This is a genomic window from Herbaspirillum sp. WKF16, assembly GCF_028993615.1.
GTDB lineage: Bacteria > Pseudomonadota > Gammaproteobacteria > Burkholderiales > Burkholderiaceae_D > Herbaspirillum.
Map to the genome: position 1 here is coordinate 525,730 of NZ_CP118632.1, position 16,413 is coordinate 542,142.

At 67.6% G+C, this 16,413-nt stretch carries 14 protein-coding genes and 1 riboswitch; of the genes, 5 read left to right on the top strand and 9 right to left on the bottom strand.

The genetic code is table 11. The features are described 5' to 3' along the window. Nucleotide 1: 1 nt before the first annotated feature. Both Herbaro_RS02350 and Herbaro_RS02355 read left to right on the top strand, forming a co-directional pair. A complete protein-coding gene (locus tag Herbaro_RS02350; RefSeq protein ID WP_275012237.1) occupies nt 2–1,570 on the top strand; it encodes a methyltransferase regulatory domain-containing protein in 1,569 nt (522 codons plus the stop codon). 321 nt (nt 1,571–1,891) lie between these two features. Next, entirely contained in the window at nt 1,892–3,565 is a 1,674-nt protein-coding gene (locus tag Herbaro_RS02355; protein WP_275012238.1) for a diguanylate cyclase, read from the top strand. A gap of 87 nt (nt 3,566–3,652) precedes the next feature. On the opposite strand, the gene Herbaro_RS02360 is transcribed toward Herbaro_RS02355, so the two are convergent. From Herbaro_RS02360 to Herbaro_RS02380, 5 genes are all read right to left on the bottom strand, one after another. Next, on the bottom strand, nt 3,653–4,159 hold the full coding sequence (locus Herbaro_RS02360; RefSeq protein WP_275012239.1) for a hypothetical protein: 507 nt from the start codon (nt 4,157–4,159) through the stop codon (nt 3,653–3,655). 125 nt (nt 4,160–4,284) lie between these two features. Beyond that, nucleotides 4,285–4,719 carry a DUF2325 domain-containing protein gene (locus tag Herbaro_RS02365; RefSeq protein ID WP_275012240.1) on the bottom strand — a complete coding sequence of 145 codons (435 nt, stop codon included), beginning with the start codon at nt 4,717–4,719 and terminating at the stop codon, nt 4,285–4,287. Between the two features lie 108 nt (nt 4,720–4,827). Further along, complete coding sequence (locus Herbaro_RS02370) at nt 4,828–5,532, bottom strand: helix-turn-helix transcriptional regulator (protein WP_275012241.1); 705 nt, start codon at nt 5,530–5,532, stop codon at nt 4,828–4,830. 150 nt (nt 5,533–5,682) lie between these two features. Beyond that, on the bottom strand, nt 5,683–6,054 hold the full coding sequence (locus Herbaro_RS02375; RefSeq protein ID WP_275012242.1) for a VOC family protein: 372 nt from the start codon (nt 6,052–6,054) through the stop codon (nt 5,683–5,685). Between the two features lie 146 nt (nt 6,055–6,200). Beyond that, the gene (locus tag Herbaro_RS02380; RefSeq protein ID WP_275012243.1) at nt 6,201–7,226 is read right to left on the bottom strand and encodes a bile acid:sodium symporter family protein; all 1,026 of its coding nucleotides are present in this window, start codon (nt 7,224–7,226) and stop codon (nt 6,201–6,203) included. Nucleotides 7,227–7,337: 111 nt separating this feature from the next. Between Herbaro_RS02380 and Herbaro_RS02385 the strand changes: the two genes are divergently transcribed. Next, on the top strand, nt 7,338–8,186 hold the full coding sequence (locus tag Herbaro_RS02385; RefSeq protein WP_275012244.1) for a LysR family transcriptional regulator: 849 nt from the start codon (nt 7,338–7,340) through the stop codon (nt 8,184–8,186). A 28-nt stretch (nt 8,187–8,214) separates the two neighbouring features. Here Herbaro_RS02385 and Herbaro_RS02390 read toward each other — a convergent pair whose 3' ends face one another. Next, complete coding sequence (locus tag Herbaro_RS02390; protein ID WP_275012245.1) at nt 8,215–8,613, bottom strand: hypothetical protein; 399 nt, start codon at nt 8,611–8,613, stop codon at nt 8,215–8,217. A gap of 54 nt (nt 8,614–8,667) precedes the next feature. Continuing rightward, nucleotides 8,668–10,305, bottom strand: coding sequence for a flagellar assembly protein A (locus Herbaro_RS02395; RefSeq protein ID WP_275012246.1), 1,638 nt, complete (start codon nt 10,303–10,305; stop codon nt 8,668–8,670). 349 nt (nt 10,306–10,654) lie between these two features. Between Herbaro_RS02395 and Herbaro_RS02400 the strand changes: the two genes are divergently transcribed. After that, on the top strand, nt 10,655–11,617 hold the full coding sequence (locus Herbaro_RS02400) for a cation diffusion facilitator family transporter (protein WP_275012247.1): 963 nt from the start codon (nt 10,655–10,657) through the stop codon (nt 11,615–11,617). 59 nt (nt 11,618–11,676) lie between these two features. Next, nucleotides 11,677–13,242: a hypothetical protein gene (locus tag Herbaro_RS02405; protein WP_275012248.1), complete on the top strand. Its 1,566-nt coding sequence runs from the start codon at nt 11,677–11,679 to the stop codon at nt 13,240–13,242. On the opposite strand, the gene Herbaro_RS02410 is transcribed toward Herbaro_RS02405, so the two are convergent. Further along, the gene (locus tag Herbaro_RS02410) at nt 13,243–15,543 is read right to left on the bottom strand and encodes an FdhF/YdeP family oxidoreductase (protein WP_275012249.1); all 2,301 of its coding nucleotides are present in this window, start codon (nt 15,541–15,543) and stop codon (nt 13,243–13,245) included. A gap of 103 nt (nt 15,544–15,646) precedes the next feature. Continuing rightward, nucleotides 15,647–16,057, bottom strand: a complete 411-nt coding sequence (locus Herbaro_RS02415) for a response regulator (RefSeq protein ID WP_275012250.1) — start codon at nt 16,055–16,057, stop codon at nt 15,647–15,649. Nucleotides 16,058–16,244: 187 nt separating this feature from the next. After that, a riboswitch (yybP-ykoY riboswitch) is annotated at nt 16,245–16,412 on the top strand. Nucleotide 16,413 lies beyond the last annotated feature (1 nt).

The following is a 16,413-nucleotide window of genomic DNA, read 5'->3' on the forward strand; positions in this document are numbered from 1 at the left end:
CTTGAACAACTGGAACGACGGTTACGTCTTCGACATCGCCTATACCTACGGTTACTACCCCGGCATGAACCCGGCGCGGCTGCCGCTGGCCTTTGCCTTCCACGGGCTGCAGGCGCCGGCGGTGCAAACCGCCTGCGAGCTGGGTTTCGGCCAGGGCGTCTCGACCAATTTCCACGCCGCGGCCTCCGGCACGCGCTGGTGGGGCAACGACTTCAATCCGCTGCAGGCCGCCTTTGCCCGCGAGCTGGCCGATGCCAGCGGCAGCGGCGCCCAGATGGAGGATTCCACCTTCTCGCGCTTCTGCCGCCGCGACGACCTGCCCGATTTCGATTTCATCGCCCTGCATGGCGTGTGGAGTTGGGTCTCGCAGGAGAACCGCGACATCATCTTCGACTTCATCGACCGCAAGCTCAAGCCCGGCGGCGTGCTCTACATCAGCTACAACACCCAGCCCGGCTGGTCGGCCTTCATGCCGCTGCGCGACCTGATGGTGCAGCACACCCAGCAGGCCGGCAATGAGGAGCAGGGCATGCCCACCGAGGCGCGTATCGATGCCGCGCTGGAGTTCGCCGCGCGCATGTTCGAGGCCGACCCGGTGTATGCCCAGGCCAATCCCTTCATGCGCGACCGCCTCAAGATCCTGCAGCAGCAGGGTCGCAGCTACCTGGCGCATGAGTATTTCAACCGCGACTGGCACGCCGAATCCTTCGCCGACATGCATCGGCGGCTGTCGCGGGCCGGCCTGCAGTTCGCCTGCCCGGCCAACTACGCCGACCATCTCGACATGGCCAACCTGACGCCGGCGCAGCGCCAGTTGATGCAAGGCGTGAGCGATCCGGTGATGCAGCAGAGTGTGCGCGACTTCATGGTCAACCAGCAATTCCGGCGCGATTACTGGGTGCGCGGCGGCCAGCCGCTGGACGACCGCCAGCGCGTGCAATCGCTGGCGCTGCAAAGCATCGTGCTGCTGGCCGAGCCGGACAAGGTGCCGCTGACCATCCAGAACGTGGCCTCCGAGATCACGCTCAACCGCCTGATCTACGAACCCATCCTGCAGGCGCTGTCCGACTACCAGCCGCATACCCTGGTGGACCTGGCCGCATCGCTGGCGCATCGCAACCTCAACCTGTCGCAGGTGCTCGACTCGGCGGTGATGCTGATCGGCACCGGCCATGCCGCGCCGTTGCCGCCGGAGACCGACGCCGCCGCGCGCGAGCAGGCGGCGCGCCGCAGCGAGGCGCTCAACCTGCACCTGCTGCGCAAGGCCGCCGCGGCCGCGCCGGCCGAGGCCGACGGCGGCGTCGATCACCTGTGCAGCCCGGTGACCGGCGGCGGCGTGCGGGTCGATCGCATCGAGCAGCTGTTCCTGCTGGCGCGGCGCGAATGCGGCGACGATGTCGAGGCCTGGCCGGCGCATGCGTGGCGGCACATCGCGGCGCAAGGCAAGAAACTGGTGCGCGACGGCGTGCGGCTGGAGGGCGAGCAGGAGAACCTGGCCGAGCTGGCGACCCAGGCGCGGCTGTTCGAACGCACCCGGCTGCCGCTGCTGCGCGCGCTGCGGGTGGCGTGAAGCCGGAGCTGCGGGCGCGCCTGGCGCGTGGATAAAACGTCACACCGGCGCGCACTGTTGAGGACGGTGTTTGCGCCCACCTGCATGAGCCTGTAGCATTTCGCGTGGCCGGACTTCTCCGGCCCGTCGCTGGCAGGCGCAGGAGAGGGGGCGCCCCGGCGCGGATGACGGAAGCGGCGCATGGTCCGGTTCGTCCGAAGCCGAAAACAATCCCCGATTATTGCCGTATCTCGCGCCATCGCAGGGCCGCCGCCCGGCGTAGCCTGCTCGATGGTCGCAACCACCAAGGAAACTTTCCGACAGGAAAGCCAGCATCTGCATATGCCTCGTTTAAATCTGGAACTCAAAACCCGCCTCGCCCTGGCCGTCGTGGCCGCCGTGGTCGTCACCGCGGTCGTGGTCACCGCCATCTCGCTGTTCGTCATCCGGCGCGACATGCGCGAGGAACTGGGCGAGCAGCAGTTCACCGCCCTGAAGCTGACCGCCGCCGCGCTGGACGCCGGCTTCGAGGATCGCCGCATCGCGCTGCGGTTGCTGGGCGAAGGCATCCCGGACGGCATCCGCCACAATCCGGCGCTGATGCAGCGCTATCTTGAGCAGCACATGTCGCTCAACGCGCAGTTCTTCAATGTGTCCGTGGCGGAGGCCGGCGGCGCCGTCATCGCCAACTACGCCGACGCCAGCCAGGCCGGCCGTTTCAGCATGGCCGGCCGCGACTACCTGACCGACACCGTCAAGAGCAGGAAGGGCCTGATCTCCAAGCCGCTGCAAAGCAAGATGTCCAATCGCTCGGTGGTGCTGATGACCGAGCCGGTGCTCAACACGCGCGGCGAGGTGGAGCTGGTGCTGGTGGCCAGCATCGACCTGAAGGAACACAACTTCCTGGGCCAGTTCACCGACGTCAAGCTGGGCAAGAGCGGCTTCATCTACATCATCACCGCCGAAGGCGTGGTGGTGGAGCATCCGGACAAGGAGCGCATCCTCAAGCACATGGATGCCGTCGGCGGCCAGAGCCCGGCCGGCAACGCCGCGCTGGGCGGCTTCGAAGGCAGCATGGAGAGCGTCGACCGCGCCGGCGACGAGGCGCTGTATGCCTTCAAGCGCATGGCCAGCACCAACTGGATCATCGGTGCGCACTACCTGACCCGGGACGCCTACGCGCCCATCGCCGAGATGCAGGAGCGCGCGATCCTGGGCGCTGCCGTGCTGACGGTGCTGGCGGGATTGCTCTCGTGGTGGTTCGTCAATTGCCTGTTCCAGCCGCTGGCGCGCCTGCACGCGCACATCCAGCGCATCCGCCAGGACAAGAGCCTGGAGCAGCTGCCCGGCGAAGTGCGGCAAGATGAGCTGGGCGACCTGCACGGCGCCTTCAACGCGCTGATGCTGGAACGCAAGAACATGGAGGCCGAGCTGGACGAGGCGCGCGTGAACCTGGAAGAAATGAACAAGACGCTCTCGCGCCTGGCGCTGGAAGACGCCTTGACCGGCTTGGCCAACCGCCGCCAGTTTGAACGCGGCCTGCAGGAGGAATTCAACCGCGCCGCGCGCACCAGCCTGTCGCTGGCGGTGATCATGATCGACGTCGACTACTTCAAGCAATACAACGACCTGTACGGCCACATGGCCGGCGACAAGGTGCTGCGCCGCCTGGGCAGCGCGATCCGCGACACCAACCTGCGTCCGGAAGACCTGCTGGCGCGATACGGCGGCGAGGAGATCGCGGTGCTGCTGCCGGGCGCCAAGCTCGAAGGCGCGATGATGGTGGCCGAGCGCATCCGCAAGTCGGTGGCGGCGCTGGATATCGAGCACAGCGCCAGCGCCAGCGGGCACCTGACGATCAGCCTGGGCGTGTCGGCAGTGGCGCCGCAGCGTCAGGTGGACAATCCAGAGGACGTGCTGCGCGAGGCCGACGAGGCGCTGTACCTGGCCAAGGCGGCCGGCCGCGATTGCATCCGCACGGTCGAGGACCTGAAGAAATCCCGGGGCCAGGCCTGATCCGCCCCATTCCGTCCCGCCAATGAAAAAGCCGCGCATCATGCGCGGCTTTTTTTATCCTTGCACCGTCGTAGCGGTCGCCCGGGTTCAGGGCTGCTGCGCCGGCACCAGGAACTTGGATTTGGCGCAGTACATCTTGGCGTCGGTGTCGTTGTAGACCACCTTGCTGCCGGCCTGCGACTGCCGCATCGGATAGGCCGAATTGTCTTCCGGCGTGAAACGGATGCCGACGGCGGCGCTGATGGCGTCGGTCAGCTTGACCGGCGTGGTCTTGAAATAGGCGCCGATGAAGTCGGCCTGGCTGCTGCTGTCGTTGACCAGGAAGTCGGTGGCCTGCATGCCCCACAGGTTGATGTTGGTGGCCTTGAACCAGTAGGCGCCGCCCTCGGTCTTGTAGGGCGGCCCGAAGGCTTCCAGCAGGTAGTCGTAGAAGTATTTGCTGTTGAGCTGGTTCAGGCAGAGCAGGGCATTGCCGATTTCGATCCCGAAACTGGGCTGCGGCTGCGGGGCCGCATGCGCGGCCGGCGCCACGGCGGCCGAACAGGCCAGCGCGAGCGCCGGAAGGCTTGTGGCCAGGCGACGTACGATGTTCAAACAGACTCCCGAGGATGATGCCGTATCGGCTTGTTGTCACTTCGGCCACGCGCGGGTGGCCTCAGGGAGTCGATTGTAGGGGGCTTTGCCGAATTTTCCAATCGGCATGCAAGGCGGGTGTCGCGTCAGCGTCCGCGACGCAGCAGCCGGTCGCCGCGCGCCGACGGCGCGGCGTCGGCCGCGCGCGGCTGCGCCAGCGTGCCCAGGCCGTCGAGGAACGAGGCGATGCCGGTGCCCTTGACCAGCACGCAGGGCTTGCCCAGTTTCTTGCAGGTGCTCTTCACCAGGTGGTAGGCGTTGTGGCTGATGTTGCCGGAGGCGCAGATCACGATGTCGGCCGCGGCCAGCATCGGCGCCAGGCGGTGCAGGTTGTCCTCGCGTCCGCCGTCGTGGTGGATGAAGCGGCCGTCGCGGGTTTCGATCTCGGCGCGGTAGTGGTTGCGCGCGCCGGTCAGGCCGCCCACGCAGAGCACACAGCGGTCATCCAGCGAAATGGGCGCGGCCGGCGCGTCGCCTCGGTTGGCATGAACGGGGGCAGTTCGGCTGGAGTCTTTGCGCATGAACCTGGACCGGTAGTGATCGATGGCTCAAGCCTAAACCGGCGGTGCGCGGGCGCGAACGAATGAATCCGCATCTGCATATGCGCTTTTCTGCGCGCCGTCGGCGCGCTATCGCGGCGGTGTCGGCGCCTGCTTCGATGCGCGCTGCATGGCGCGCACAAAATCGGCCAGGCGGCGGCCGTTGCGGTCGGGGTAGTAGCCTTGCTCGCTCATCTGCTGCACGCGGTCCAGGCGGAACGAGCGGAAGTCGTCGCGCGCCTCGCACCACGCGGCCACCAGCCAGGTGCCGCCGAAGAAGGCCAGCGCCAGCGGCCACACCACGCGCTGGCTGGCGCGCTGCTGGGCGTCGGAATAATGCAGCAGGAGTTTGTGGCGGCTGCCGATGGCCTGGCGGATCGCTTCCAGCCGTTCGCCCTGCGCCGCCTCCATCTGCATGCTGGGCGCAAACAGCGGCGTGGCCTCGACGAAGTCGCGCTTGTCCTTGGGCAGCGCCAGCACCACCTTGGCCAGCGCCGCGGCGGCCGAGGCCGACAGTTGCGGCCCGCCCCAGGCCTGCACCATGCGCATGCCGATCACCAGCGCGTCGATTTCATCGCTGTTGAACATCAGCGGCGGCAGGTCGTAGCCGGGTTTGATGCGATAGCCGACCCCGGCTTCGCCGTCCACCGGCACGCCTGAAAGAGAGAGGTCACGGATATCGCGATACACCGTGCGCTCCGACACCGCCAGCCACTCGGCCAGCTGGCGCGCGGTGGTGAGCCTGCGTCCGCGCAGGTATTGGGTGATCTGGAACAGGCGGTCGGCTCGGCGCATGGGACGGCGGGGAAGCAATGGTGCGCGCCATTCTGGCATGCATGACAGGCCGGCGCCACAAGCTTCGATGCTGCCGTGCAATGAAGGCCGGCGGCCGGATAAGCAATGTGGAATGCGGTATCCATGGCGCCGCCGTGTGCCGGTTCGTCCTCAGTTCATCGCATGCAGCGCGATGCGGTTGCCTTCGGTGTCGATGAACTGGCAGATGTAGCCCAGTTCCTTGGGCAGCTGCGTCTTCTCCAGCGCGATCTTGCCGCCGGCCGGCACGATGCGGTCGATCACGGCCTGGATCGAGGGGCCGGCGTCGAGGTAGACCAGCGTGCCTTGCAGCGAGGGCTCGATCCACTGGCCGCCGGTCAGGCAGCCGACCGACTGGCCGTCGTCGCGCTGGAAGATGGCCATGGGCGACTCTTCTTCCAGGGTCTCCATGTGCAGCCTGGTGGCGAACACGGTCTCATAGAAGCGCGCAGCGCGGGTGAGGTCCTTGGTGGCGATTTCGAACCAGTTGACGTTGGTTTGCATGATTGTCTTCCTTTCGTTGTGGGTGTTGTGATGTAAGACCTTGTTCCTATGCCGCTTGGCATGGAACGCATCATGCGGGCAGGCTCCTGACAGCGTGGTGTCAGGAGCCTGCGCGAAAGGAAGACGGAAGGGGGAGAGGGGAGGACTCAGCGGCCAGCGCCCGCGGGCGCGGCGCCAGTGTCGGCATCGGCATCGGCGGCGCCGCCCTGTTCGCTGCGCTCCTGCTGCTCGGCGTAGCGCCGCGCCAGCACCGCGCACAGCATCAGCTGCATCTGGTGGAACAGCATGATGGGCAGCAGCACCACGGCCGCGCCGCTGCCGGCGAACAGCACCGAGGCGATCGGGATGCCCGAGGCCAGCGACTTCTTGGAGCCGCAGAACACCAGCACGATCTCGTCGCCGCGCGGCATCTTCAGCGCCCGCGCGCCGTAGGTGGTGATCAGCAGCACCGCGCCCAGCAGCACCGCGTTGACCAGCACCAGCAAGGCCAGCTGGGTGGGCGGGAACAGGTGCCAGATGCCTTGCGCCACGGCGGCGCTGAAGGCGGCGTAGACCGACAGCAGGATGCCGCCGCGGTCGACCACGTTGACGATCACCTTGTGGCGGTTGATCCATGCGCCGATCCACGGGCGCAGCAGGTTGCCCAGCACGAAGGGCAGCAGCAGCTGCAGCAGGATGCTGAGCACCTGCGACAGGCCGCTGCCTTCATGGTGGCGATGCAGCAGCAGCGTCACCAGCAGCGGCGTGACCAGGATGCCCAGCAGGTTGGAGGCGGTGGCGCCGCAGATCGCGGCCGGCACGTTGCCGCGCGCAATCGAGGTGAAGCCGATCGAGGATTGCACGGTGGACGACAGCGTGCAGACGAACAGCACGCCCATCCACAGCTGCGGCGTGAGCAGGTCGGGCACGGCGGCCTTGAGCGCCAGGCCCAGGAGCGGGAACAGGATGAAGGTCGAGGCCAGCGTCAGCAGGTGCAGCCTGGGCTGCTTCAGGCCCGACAGCGCGGCTTCGCGCGAGAGCTTGGCGCCGTGCAGGAAGAACAGCAGCGAGATCGCCACGTTGCTGGCGACGTGCATGAACTCCTCGAAGCGGCCGGTGGCCGGGAGCAGGGTGGCCAGCAGCACGGTGCAGATCAGCAGCTGGGTGAAGCGGTCGGGCAGGAAACGTTTCATGATGGCGGACGCAATGGAAGGACTTTGTCTGCATGATAGGAAAAGCGTGGGTGATCGGGAACCCCTTTGATAACGTTGACTGTGAACGGAATATTCGATGACAATATCCCCATGCTCAATCCCGCCTGGCTTCACACCTTCACCACCGCCGCCGCCTCCTCCAGCTTCACCGAGGCCGGGCGGCAGCTCGGTCTGACGCAGTCCAGCGTGAGCGACCACATCCGGCGGCTGGAAGAGAGCGTGGGGCGGCGCCTGTTCGTGCGCGACACCCATTCGCTGGCGCTGACCGCCGACGGCGAGAGCCTGCTGGTGCATGCGCGCCTGATCCTGGAGGCGCATGCCCGCGCCGAGGCGCAGTTCAGCGGCGCGCGGCTGCGCGGCCGGGTGCGCTTCGGCACCTCCGACGACCTCGCCATGGGGCCCTTGCCGGACATGCTGGCGGCCTTCCGCAGCCAGCATCCCGAGGTCGAGCTGGAGATCACCATCGGCCTCACCAGCGACCTCTACACGGCGCTGGATCAGGGCAAGCTGGATTTGCTGGTAGGCAAGCGGCGCGGCGGCGAGTCGCGCGGGCACAGCATGTTTTCCACGCCCATGCAGTGGCTGTCGCGTCCGGAGACCATGGTGGACCTGTCGCAGCCGCTGCCGCTGATCCTCTTGCCCGAGCCCAGCATCACGCGGGCGGCGACGCTGCAGACGCTGGGAAAGGCCGGCCATCACTGGCGCATCGTCTGCACCAGCGGCAGCCACGCCGGCTGCATGGCGGCCGCGCGCGGCGGGCTGGGGCTGGCGGCGCTGCCGCAGCACCTGTCCTCGCGCGACCTGCAGCCGCCGGTCAACGTCGCGGCGCTGCCGGCGCTGCCCGATGTGGAATACGTCGCGCTGACCGCGCGCCGCCTGTCCAAGCCGGCGGACACGCTGTACCAGATCCTGATGTCGAGCCGGCTCTCGCGCGGCTGAGCGGCGCCGGAATCCAGGCGCCCGGGAATCAGTCCGGATCGCTCACCAGGGCGGCGTCGTCCAGCGCGCGGATGCGGCGGTCGACGAAATAGCCGCCGGCCTCCACATAGCGCAGGTAGTGCCGGGCGCACTGCGTGCAGCGCGCCACGTTGCAGCGATTGAAGGGATGGTAGCGCAAGGCGATGGGCGCATCCGGCGAGGCGTAGCGGGTGCCGTCGGGATGGTATTCGGCGAAGGTGGGTTCGCCGTAGGGATCGCGCACCAGCGTGGCGATGTCGGCGAGCTGGGTTTCCGGCAGCGACAGCGGCAGGCTGATCCAGCCCGCGCTGTCGGCGGCGCGGCAATTGCAGGCCTGGGTGATGGCGGCGCTTTGCCGCGCCAGCGCGCGCAGGTCGTCGGCGCTGGCCTGGGGGAGGAGGTCTTGCATGAGGCTTTCCTGAGGGCTGGGGAGAGGGGCGCGGGGCCCCGTCATGCCCTCATTCTACTTCTTGGGGTTGTAGCGGATGTCGCCTTCGAACAATTGCGCGGTGCCGCCGCCGAGGTCGGACTGCACCGGCCAGGTCTCATGCCCGATGCGCAGCTCGGTGCCTTCATACACCGCCTTGGCGACGATGATGCGGGCATCCTCGGCCGCCACGATGCCTTCCTTCATCTGGCCCACTTCTTCCAGCAGCACCTTGACCTCGTAGGCCAGCGCCTTGCGCTTGTCGCTGGTCTCGAACAGGATTTCCGGCGTGGCCTTCTCCGGGTTGAGCTTGTAGTAGGCCTGCTGCTTGATGGTGCGGTCCAGCTCGGCCACCTTGCGCGCGTATTCCTGTTCCTTGATGGCGATCTTCTCTTCCAGGTAGGGATCCAGGCCGACCTGCACGCGGGTGAAGGTGGTGGTGGAGGCGCCGATGACGTTGGCGCGGATGGAGTTGGTGGCCTCGACCCGGCCGCCGATGATGTGGCCGGTGCGCGGATTGCCCTTGCCGACCACGATCTCGTCGCCGGCCAGCAGCTCGCAGTGGCGCGCATTGCCCAGCACCAGGATGCTCTCGCCGGCCTCGATGTGCGCGCTCTCGGCGAACATGACCTGCACCGACTTCTGCGCGCTGATGCGCGAGGCGATGGCGGTGGTGCCGGCGGTAGCGGTCACGCCCTCGCTGTGGCCGATCACGCCGCCCTTGACGGTGACGCTGCCGCCGGCCACGATCTCGGCCGCTTCCACGGTGCCGTTGACGACCACGTCGCCGCCCACGTGCAATTTCATGCCGGTCATGACGTCGCCGGAGACGCGCACCGTGCCTTCGAAGGTCAGGTTGCCGGTGGAGAGGTCGACGTTCTCGACGTCGATCACCGGATTCACCTTGACGCCGTTCTTGATCACCGTCGGCTGGCCCGGCACCATGGCCACCAGCAGGTCGGGATCGTCCGCGCTGGGCTCGGCGCCGATCGATTCCTTGGCGAAGGTGATGTCGGCGATCGGCCGCGCCGGCACCTTGCCGCCGCGGATATCGATGCCGTCCTGGCCCGGCACCGGCGGGATGCGGCGCATCAGCGGGTCGCCCGCCGACACCAGAAGCAGGTGGCCCATGTCGGCGTAGGAGACCACGGCGTCGTCGTCGATCTCGGCCAGTTCTTCTTCCTTCTCTTCCAGCAGGCTTTCAAAGCGAGCCGGCTCGGCCGGCGTGGGCATCAGGCCCTGCGCGATCACCAGCTTGTTGCAGTGGCCGGCGGTCAGCGCGCCGCGCAGCTGCTCGTGCAGGATGCCGTAGGTGATGCCGGCCGCGCGTACGGCGTTGACCACTTCCACGCTCTTGGCGCGGCCGCCGAAGGGCGCCACCAGGGTCAGCGAGGCGCTCATCAGGTCGTCCGACACCTCCAGCGCGAACTCGCCGTCGCGGCGTTCGGCGATGACCTGGGTCACGGCTTCCTTGGCGTCTTCGGCCTTGCGCACGAAGCCGTTGAGGATGGAGTCCTGGAAGAACAGCTTGGTCAGGCCGTTGTCGGCCATCGCCTGCTTCAGGAAAGCCAGCGACAGCGGCGGAAAGCCCGGCGTCGGCGTGAAGGTTGCGCTCAGTTCGCCGCTGGCCCTGTCGAACGCAAACGACAGCGGTTGCGGAGTTGCATGGTCCATACTGGTCCTCGGATGAGTTTCTGCTCGTGGGTCTGCCCGATCCAACCTGCGCCGCGCCAGCGGCGATCGCGCCCGTGGAGGATGTCGCTGGAGATGATCGAGTGTACGCAAGTTCGCGCACGCCGGCCTGGCAATCGGAAATCGGAGCCGGCGCCCGGCATCCGCCGGGCGCAATGCCGGCGCAACGGGTGCGCATGACGACGGACTCGATTGTCCAACCGCGATTGGCCGCGAATCCCCTCGCGTGAAGCGGCTGACATTGTATTCTGGCAAGATGATCCTGCAATTTGATCCATAGCACAAGTTTTGCGCCCATTTAGAGCCAAATCGACGGTATATAGTTGACGATATGTTAAGTGCACAAAAAGAAGACGCGCTCGGCGCCGATGCCCGCTACCGCGCAGGCCGCACCAGCACCCTGGTCAGCATCGTCGTCAACCTCGGCCTGACCGCGCTGCAGATCGGCGCGGGGATCTTCTCCGGTTCGCAGGCGCTGGTGGCCGACGGCGTGCATTCGCTGTCGGACCTGGTGTCGGACTTCGTGGTGCTGTTCGCCGCCCGTCACAGCCGCAAGGAGGCCGACGCCGATCACCAGTACGGCCACCAGCGCTACGAGAACGCCGCCTCGCTGGCGCTGGGCGCGCTGCTGCTGGCGGTCGGCATCGGCATGCTGGCGTCCGCCGCGCAGAAGATCCAGGCCTACGGCCACACGCCGCCGGTGCATGCCGCCGCGCTGTGGGTGGCGCTGGCGGCGCTGCTGGCCAAGGAGCTGCTGTTTCGCTACATGCTCGCGGTGGCCCGCCGGGTGCGTTCCAGCATGCTGGTGGCCAACGCCTGGCATGCGCGCTCGGACGCCGCTTCCTCGCTGGTGGTGGCGCTGGGGATCGCCGCCAGCCTGGGCGGCTTCACGCTGCTCGATCCGGCGGCCGCGGCCGTGGTCGGCCTGATGGTGCTGCGCATGGGCTGGCGCTTCTTCTGGAGCGCGCTGAGTGACCTGATGGACCGCGCCGTCTCCGAGGAAGAGTCGCAGGCGATCCGCGCCACGCTGCTGGACACGCCCGGCGTGCACGGCCTGCACGACCTGCGCACGCGCCGCATGGGCGACATGACGCAGGTCGACGTGCACCTGGAGATCGACGGTGCGCTCACCGTCGCCGAAGGCCACGCCATCGCCGCCGCCGCGCGTCGGCGCGTGCTGGATGCGCACAACGTGCTGGACGTGATGACCCATGTCGATCCGGTGGCCGCCGGCGCCGGTGCTGACCGCGCCGCTGGAACGCGCCGTTCCGACACGGCCCGTTCCAACATGTAAAGATTTTCGCAAAACCGCCGTTAGTGCCGCTATCGCCCTCCAAGCGCACCGACGACGCCATGACCACCATTGCCCCGCTGTCCTCTTCCTCCCCGGCCTACCAGCCGGCCGCCGCGCGCAACAATGCCGTCGCCGTCGCCGCCTCCGCCGCCGTCCGGTCGGATACGGTCGCGCTGGGCGCGCAGGCCGCCGACCTGGCGTTGTATTCGGCGTCGGGGCAGCTTGCCAACGCCAAGTCGCCGGTGTGGGAAAACAAGCAGCTCGACACCATCACCGCGCAGATGGCCAATACCGCGGCGGCGGGCGATCTGGCCGGCCGCCTGCACGGGCTGGGCCGGGCCTTGACCGATTACATCGGCGAGGGCGGCAACGGCTATTCGCAGTCGGTGCTGACATCGGACCTGGCCACCGGCGGCGACAGCGGCGTGCAATCCATCCTGCGCGACCAGCTGCAGAAATTCGCCGCCAACAGCATCGGCCTGTCTGTCGCCACCGCCGGCGGCGCCAAGGTCAACTTCAGCCTCGCCTCCAACAGCGACGGCATCGCGGTCAAGATCGAGGTGATCGACGGCAAGCTCACCGACGCCGACCGCGAAGCCATCCGCCAGCTGGGCGACGCCTTCCAGGGCGCCATCGGCGGCCTGGCGCAACAGCCGCCCAAGCTGGCGCTGGACGGCCTGATGAAGTTCGACACCGGCGCCCTCGGTTCGGTCGAGCTCAACGCCAGGATCGGCGACCAGGCGATACAGCTGCACGTCGACGCCCAGCAACGCTCGCTCTCCACCAGCAGCAGCGCCGGCACCATGAAGGTCGCGGTCGACTTGAAGAACACCGCCATCCTCGGCAGCGGCGAGCAGCGCCAGCGCGCCATCGCCAGCTACCTGCAGCAGTTCGACGCGGCCTCGCGGCGCGGCCACGGCGACGCCGGCCTGAACGACCTGTTCAAGGACGCCTTCTCCCAGCTCAACGGCAATTACCCGGTCCGGACTGGCGCGCCGGGCAATGACATGCCCAAGGTCGCGGCCGACGGCACCGACCGCCAGATGCTGTCCGGCCTGGCCGATTTCACGGCGTCGATCTCGCAGGCCACCGAGTCGCCCAATCCGCTCAGGCGCGGCGAGACCGACGGCTTCGACTACCAGGTCTCGCAGCAGACATCGCTCACCGGCCGGAACCAGGCCAACCGCGGCATCACGCAAGAGCAGCACTCCAGCCTCAAGGCAGCCTGGCACGAAGCGCTCCAGCCGGACCTGCCGCTCAAGCTGGGCACCGACAAGCAGTCGCAGAACTACACCTATCACCAGGTCGACGACCAGGCCTCCAGCAAGCTGGAAATCGGCTACGAGCTGGGCTACCTGTCCAAGGTGCGCCTGAGCCAGTCGGCCAGCCAGAACACCCGTGTGACCAAGTATGTGATGGGGGAAAAGGTGTCCGACGTCAGCACGCCGCTGAATTCAGCCATCGTGCGCGACTTCGCCGAGCAGCTGCGCGACGGTCGTGACGCCCGCACTGCCGACGGCCAGTACCGCTGGCAGCAGAAACTGGCGCAGATCGGCGCCATGGCGCTGCTGCAGCCGGATCCCTCGGCGCTCAAGGCGCAGGGCGCGCAGGCCCTGCTGAACTGATCAGGCCGCTTCCAGCAGGATAGGGATCGACTTGGAGGTCGGGGTGCCGGCGCCGTCGGTGAAGCTCGACAGCGGCACCAGCGGGTTGGTTTCGGGGTAATAGGCGGCCATGCAGCCGCGCGGGATGTCGTAGCGGACCAGGCGGAAGCGGTCGGCGCGGCGTTCGATGCCATCTTCCCATACGCTCACCAGGTTGACCCAGTCGCCGTCGCGAAAGCCCAGCATGGCGATGTCCTCGGCGTTGGCGAACACCACGCGGCGCATGCCGAACACGCCGCGGTAGCGGTCGTCCAGGCCGTAGACGGTGGTGTTGTACTGGTCGTGCGAGCGCGTGGTCATCAGCGTCATCAGCTTCTCGCCGTGCTGCGCGCGGGCGCGCCGCAGCGGCGTGTCGGCTTCGATCGGATGCACCAGGAACTGCGCCTTGCCGCTGGCGGTGTTCCATTCCAGCTCGCGCGAGGCCACCTTCAGGTGGAAGCCGCCGGGTTTGGCCACGCGCGCGTTGTAGTCGTGGAAATCGTCGAACACCTGTTCGATCAGCTCGCGGATGCGCGCATAGTCGGCCGCATGCCAGAGCCAGTCGATCGGCTGGCGGCCCAGCGTGGCGTTGGCGATGCCGGCGACGATGGCGGTCTCCGAGCGCAGGTTCGGCCCGGCCGGCTGGTTCATGCCGAAGGAGATGTGCACCATGCTCATCGAATCCTCCACCGTCACGCCCTGCGCCTTTCCCTCCTGCATGTCGATCTCGGTGCGGCCCAGCACTGGCAGCAGGAGCGCCGCCTTGCCGTGTACCAGGTGGCTGCGGTTGAGCTTGGTGGCCAGGTGCACGGTCAGCTCGCACTGGCGCAGGCCGGCCCAGGTGCGCGGGGTGTCCGGGGTGGCGCTGGCGAAGTTGCCGCCCAGCCCCATGAACACCTTCACCTCGCCCGCCAGCATGGCCTCGATGGTGCGCACCACGTCCAGGCCGTGACGGCGCGGCGGCTCGAAACGGAACACCTCGCGCAGGCGGTCCAGGAAGGCCGGCGACGGCTGCTCCTCGATGCCCACGGTGCGGTTGCCCTGCACGTTGGAGTGGCCGCGCACCGGGCACAGGCCAGCGCCTTCCTTGCCGATCTGGCCGCGCATCATCATCAGGTTCGACAGCATGGTCACCGTCAGCAGCGAATTCTTATGCTGGGTGAGCCCCATGCCCCAGGTGCAGATCACCCGTTCGCCGCGCACGAAGACTTGCGTGAGCGCCTCGATCTGCTCGCGCGGCACGCCCGATTCCGCTACCAGCAAGCCCCAGCTTTCGGCGCGCAGGTCGCTTGCGAACGCCTCGAAGCCGGCGGTGTGGCGGGCGATGAAATCGGCGTCGAGCACGCGCGGCAGGCCGCCGGCCCGCGCTTCGTCGTCCAGCTCCAGCGTGCGCTTGGCCATGGCCTTGATCAGCGCCAGGTCGCCTGAAAGCTTGGGCTGGATGAACATGGAGCTGATCGGCGTGCTCGACATGGTCAGCATCTCGACCGGATGCTGCGGGCTGGTGAAGCGCTCCAGCCCGCGCTCGCGCAGCGGATTGATGGAGACGATGGTGGCGCCGCGGCGGGCGCACTCGCGCAGCTCGCCCAGCATGCGCGGATGGTTGGTGGCCGGGTTCTGGCCGAAGATGAGCAGCGTGTCGGCATGCTCGAAATCGTCCAGCACCACGGTGCCCTTGCCGATGCCTACCGTCTGCGGCAGGCCGCGGCTGGTGGCCTCGTGGCACATGTTGGAGCAATCGGGGAAGTTGTTGGTGCCGTAGGCGCGCACGAACAGCTGGTACAGGAAGGCGGCCTCGTTGCTGGCCCGCCCCGAGGTGTAGAAGGCCGCCTGGTCGGGCGAGGGCAGGGCGTTGAGGTGGCGCGCCACCATCGCGTAGGCCTGCTCCCAGGCGATCGGCAGGTAGCGGTCGGTGACGGCGTCGTAGACCATCGGTTCGGTCAGGCGGCCATGCTGTTCAAGCTCGTAGTCGGTCTGCTCCATCAGCGCGCTTACCGTGTTGGCGGCGAAGAAGGCCAGCGTGACGCGCTTGCCGGTGGATTCGGCGGCGACCGCCTTGACCCCGTTCTCGCAGAACTCGAAGGTGGAGGCGTGTTCGCGGTCGGGCCAGGCGCAGCCGGGGCAGTCGAAGCCGCCGGGCTGGTTCTGGCCGAACAGCATCTTGTAGTTGCTGCCCTGCACGCGCTCCTTGAGCAGGTTCAGCGCCACGAACTTCAGCGCGCCCCAGCCGGCCGCGGCATGGGTATAGGGTTTGACCTGGCCGTCGTCTTCCTTGATGTTCATGGTTGGCTCCAATGGGTGATGCCGCCAGCATAGGCGCGCGTCGCGCCGGCCGAAGGGAGTAGATCGGGCGCGGCCCGACCGGTACAGTTGCGCCGCGGCGGGCTCAGGCCGCCGCCAGCATCTGGGCCCGGCGCGCGACGATCCTGCGCACCTGGCGCTCCAGCGTGTCGGCGTTGAAGGGCTTGACGATGTAGCCGTCGGCGCCGCATTGCGCGGCGTGCAGGATGTTGTCCTTGTGGGTCTCGGCGGTGACCATCAGCACCGGCAGGTGGGCCAGGTCGGGATGGCTGCGTATCTTGCGCAGCAGCGCGATGCCGTCCATGAGCGGCATGTTCCAGTCGGTCAGCACGAAGTCCACCGAGCTGGCCCCGGACTCCAGGATTTTCCAGGCCGTGCTGCCGTCGTCGGCCTCGGTCTGGCGCGGGTAGCCGAGGTCCTTGAGCAGGGCGCCGACGATGCGGCGCATCGGCGCGAAGTCGTCGACGATCATGAAGTGGAGGTCGGAGGCGGCCATGCTGGCGTCCTTTCTTGCGGGTGTCGTGGGCGCCGCGCGGGGCCGCGGCAATGCGATGAAGAGTAGCAAGCGCGCCGGCGCTGAAAAATCATACGTTGGTATGACGCACCCACACTTGCGGATTGCCCGGATGCAAGGACTGGCGCGCAACAGCACGCGCCGGGCCGGCGCTTATCGGGTAGAATGCGACCTTCTCTTTGGGGAGTAGCCAGCTTCCGGGTCATCCGGAAGAGCCCGCGTCAACATTCTCGGCAGCAGCCGTGGCGCGGGTAGCCAACTTGGTAGGCGAGACCATAGACGTATCCGCGCCCTTGGTCGGGCGTGCGGACACGTCCATGGACATCGCCCGACCGAGG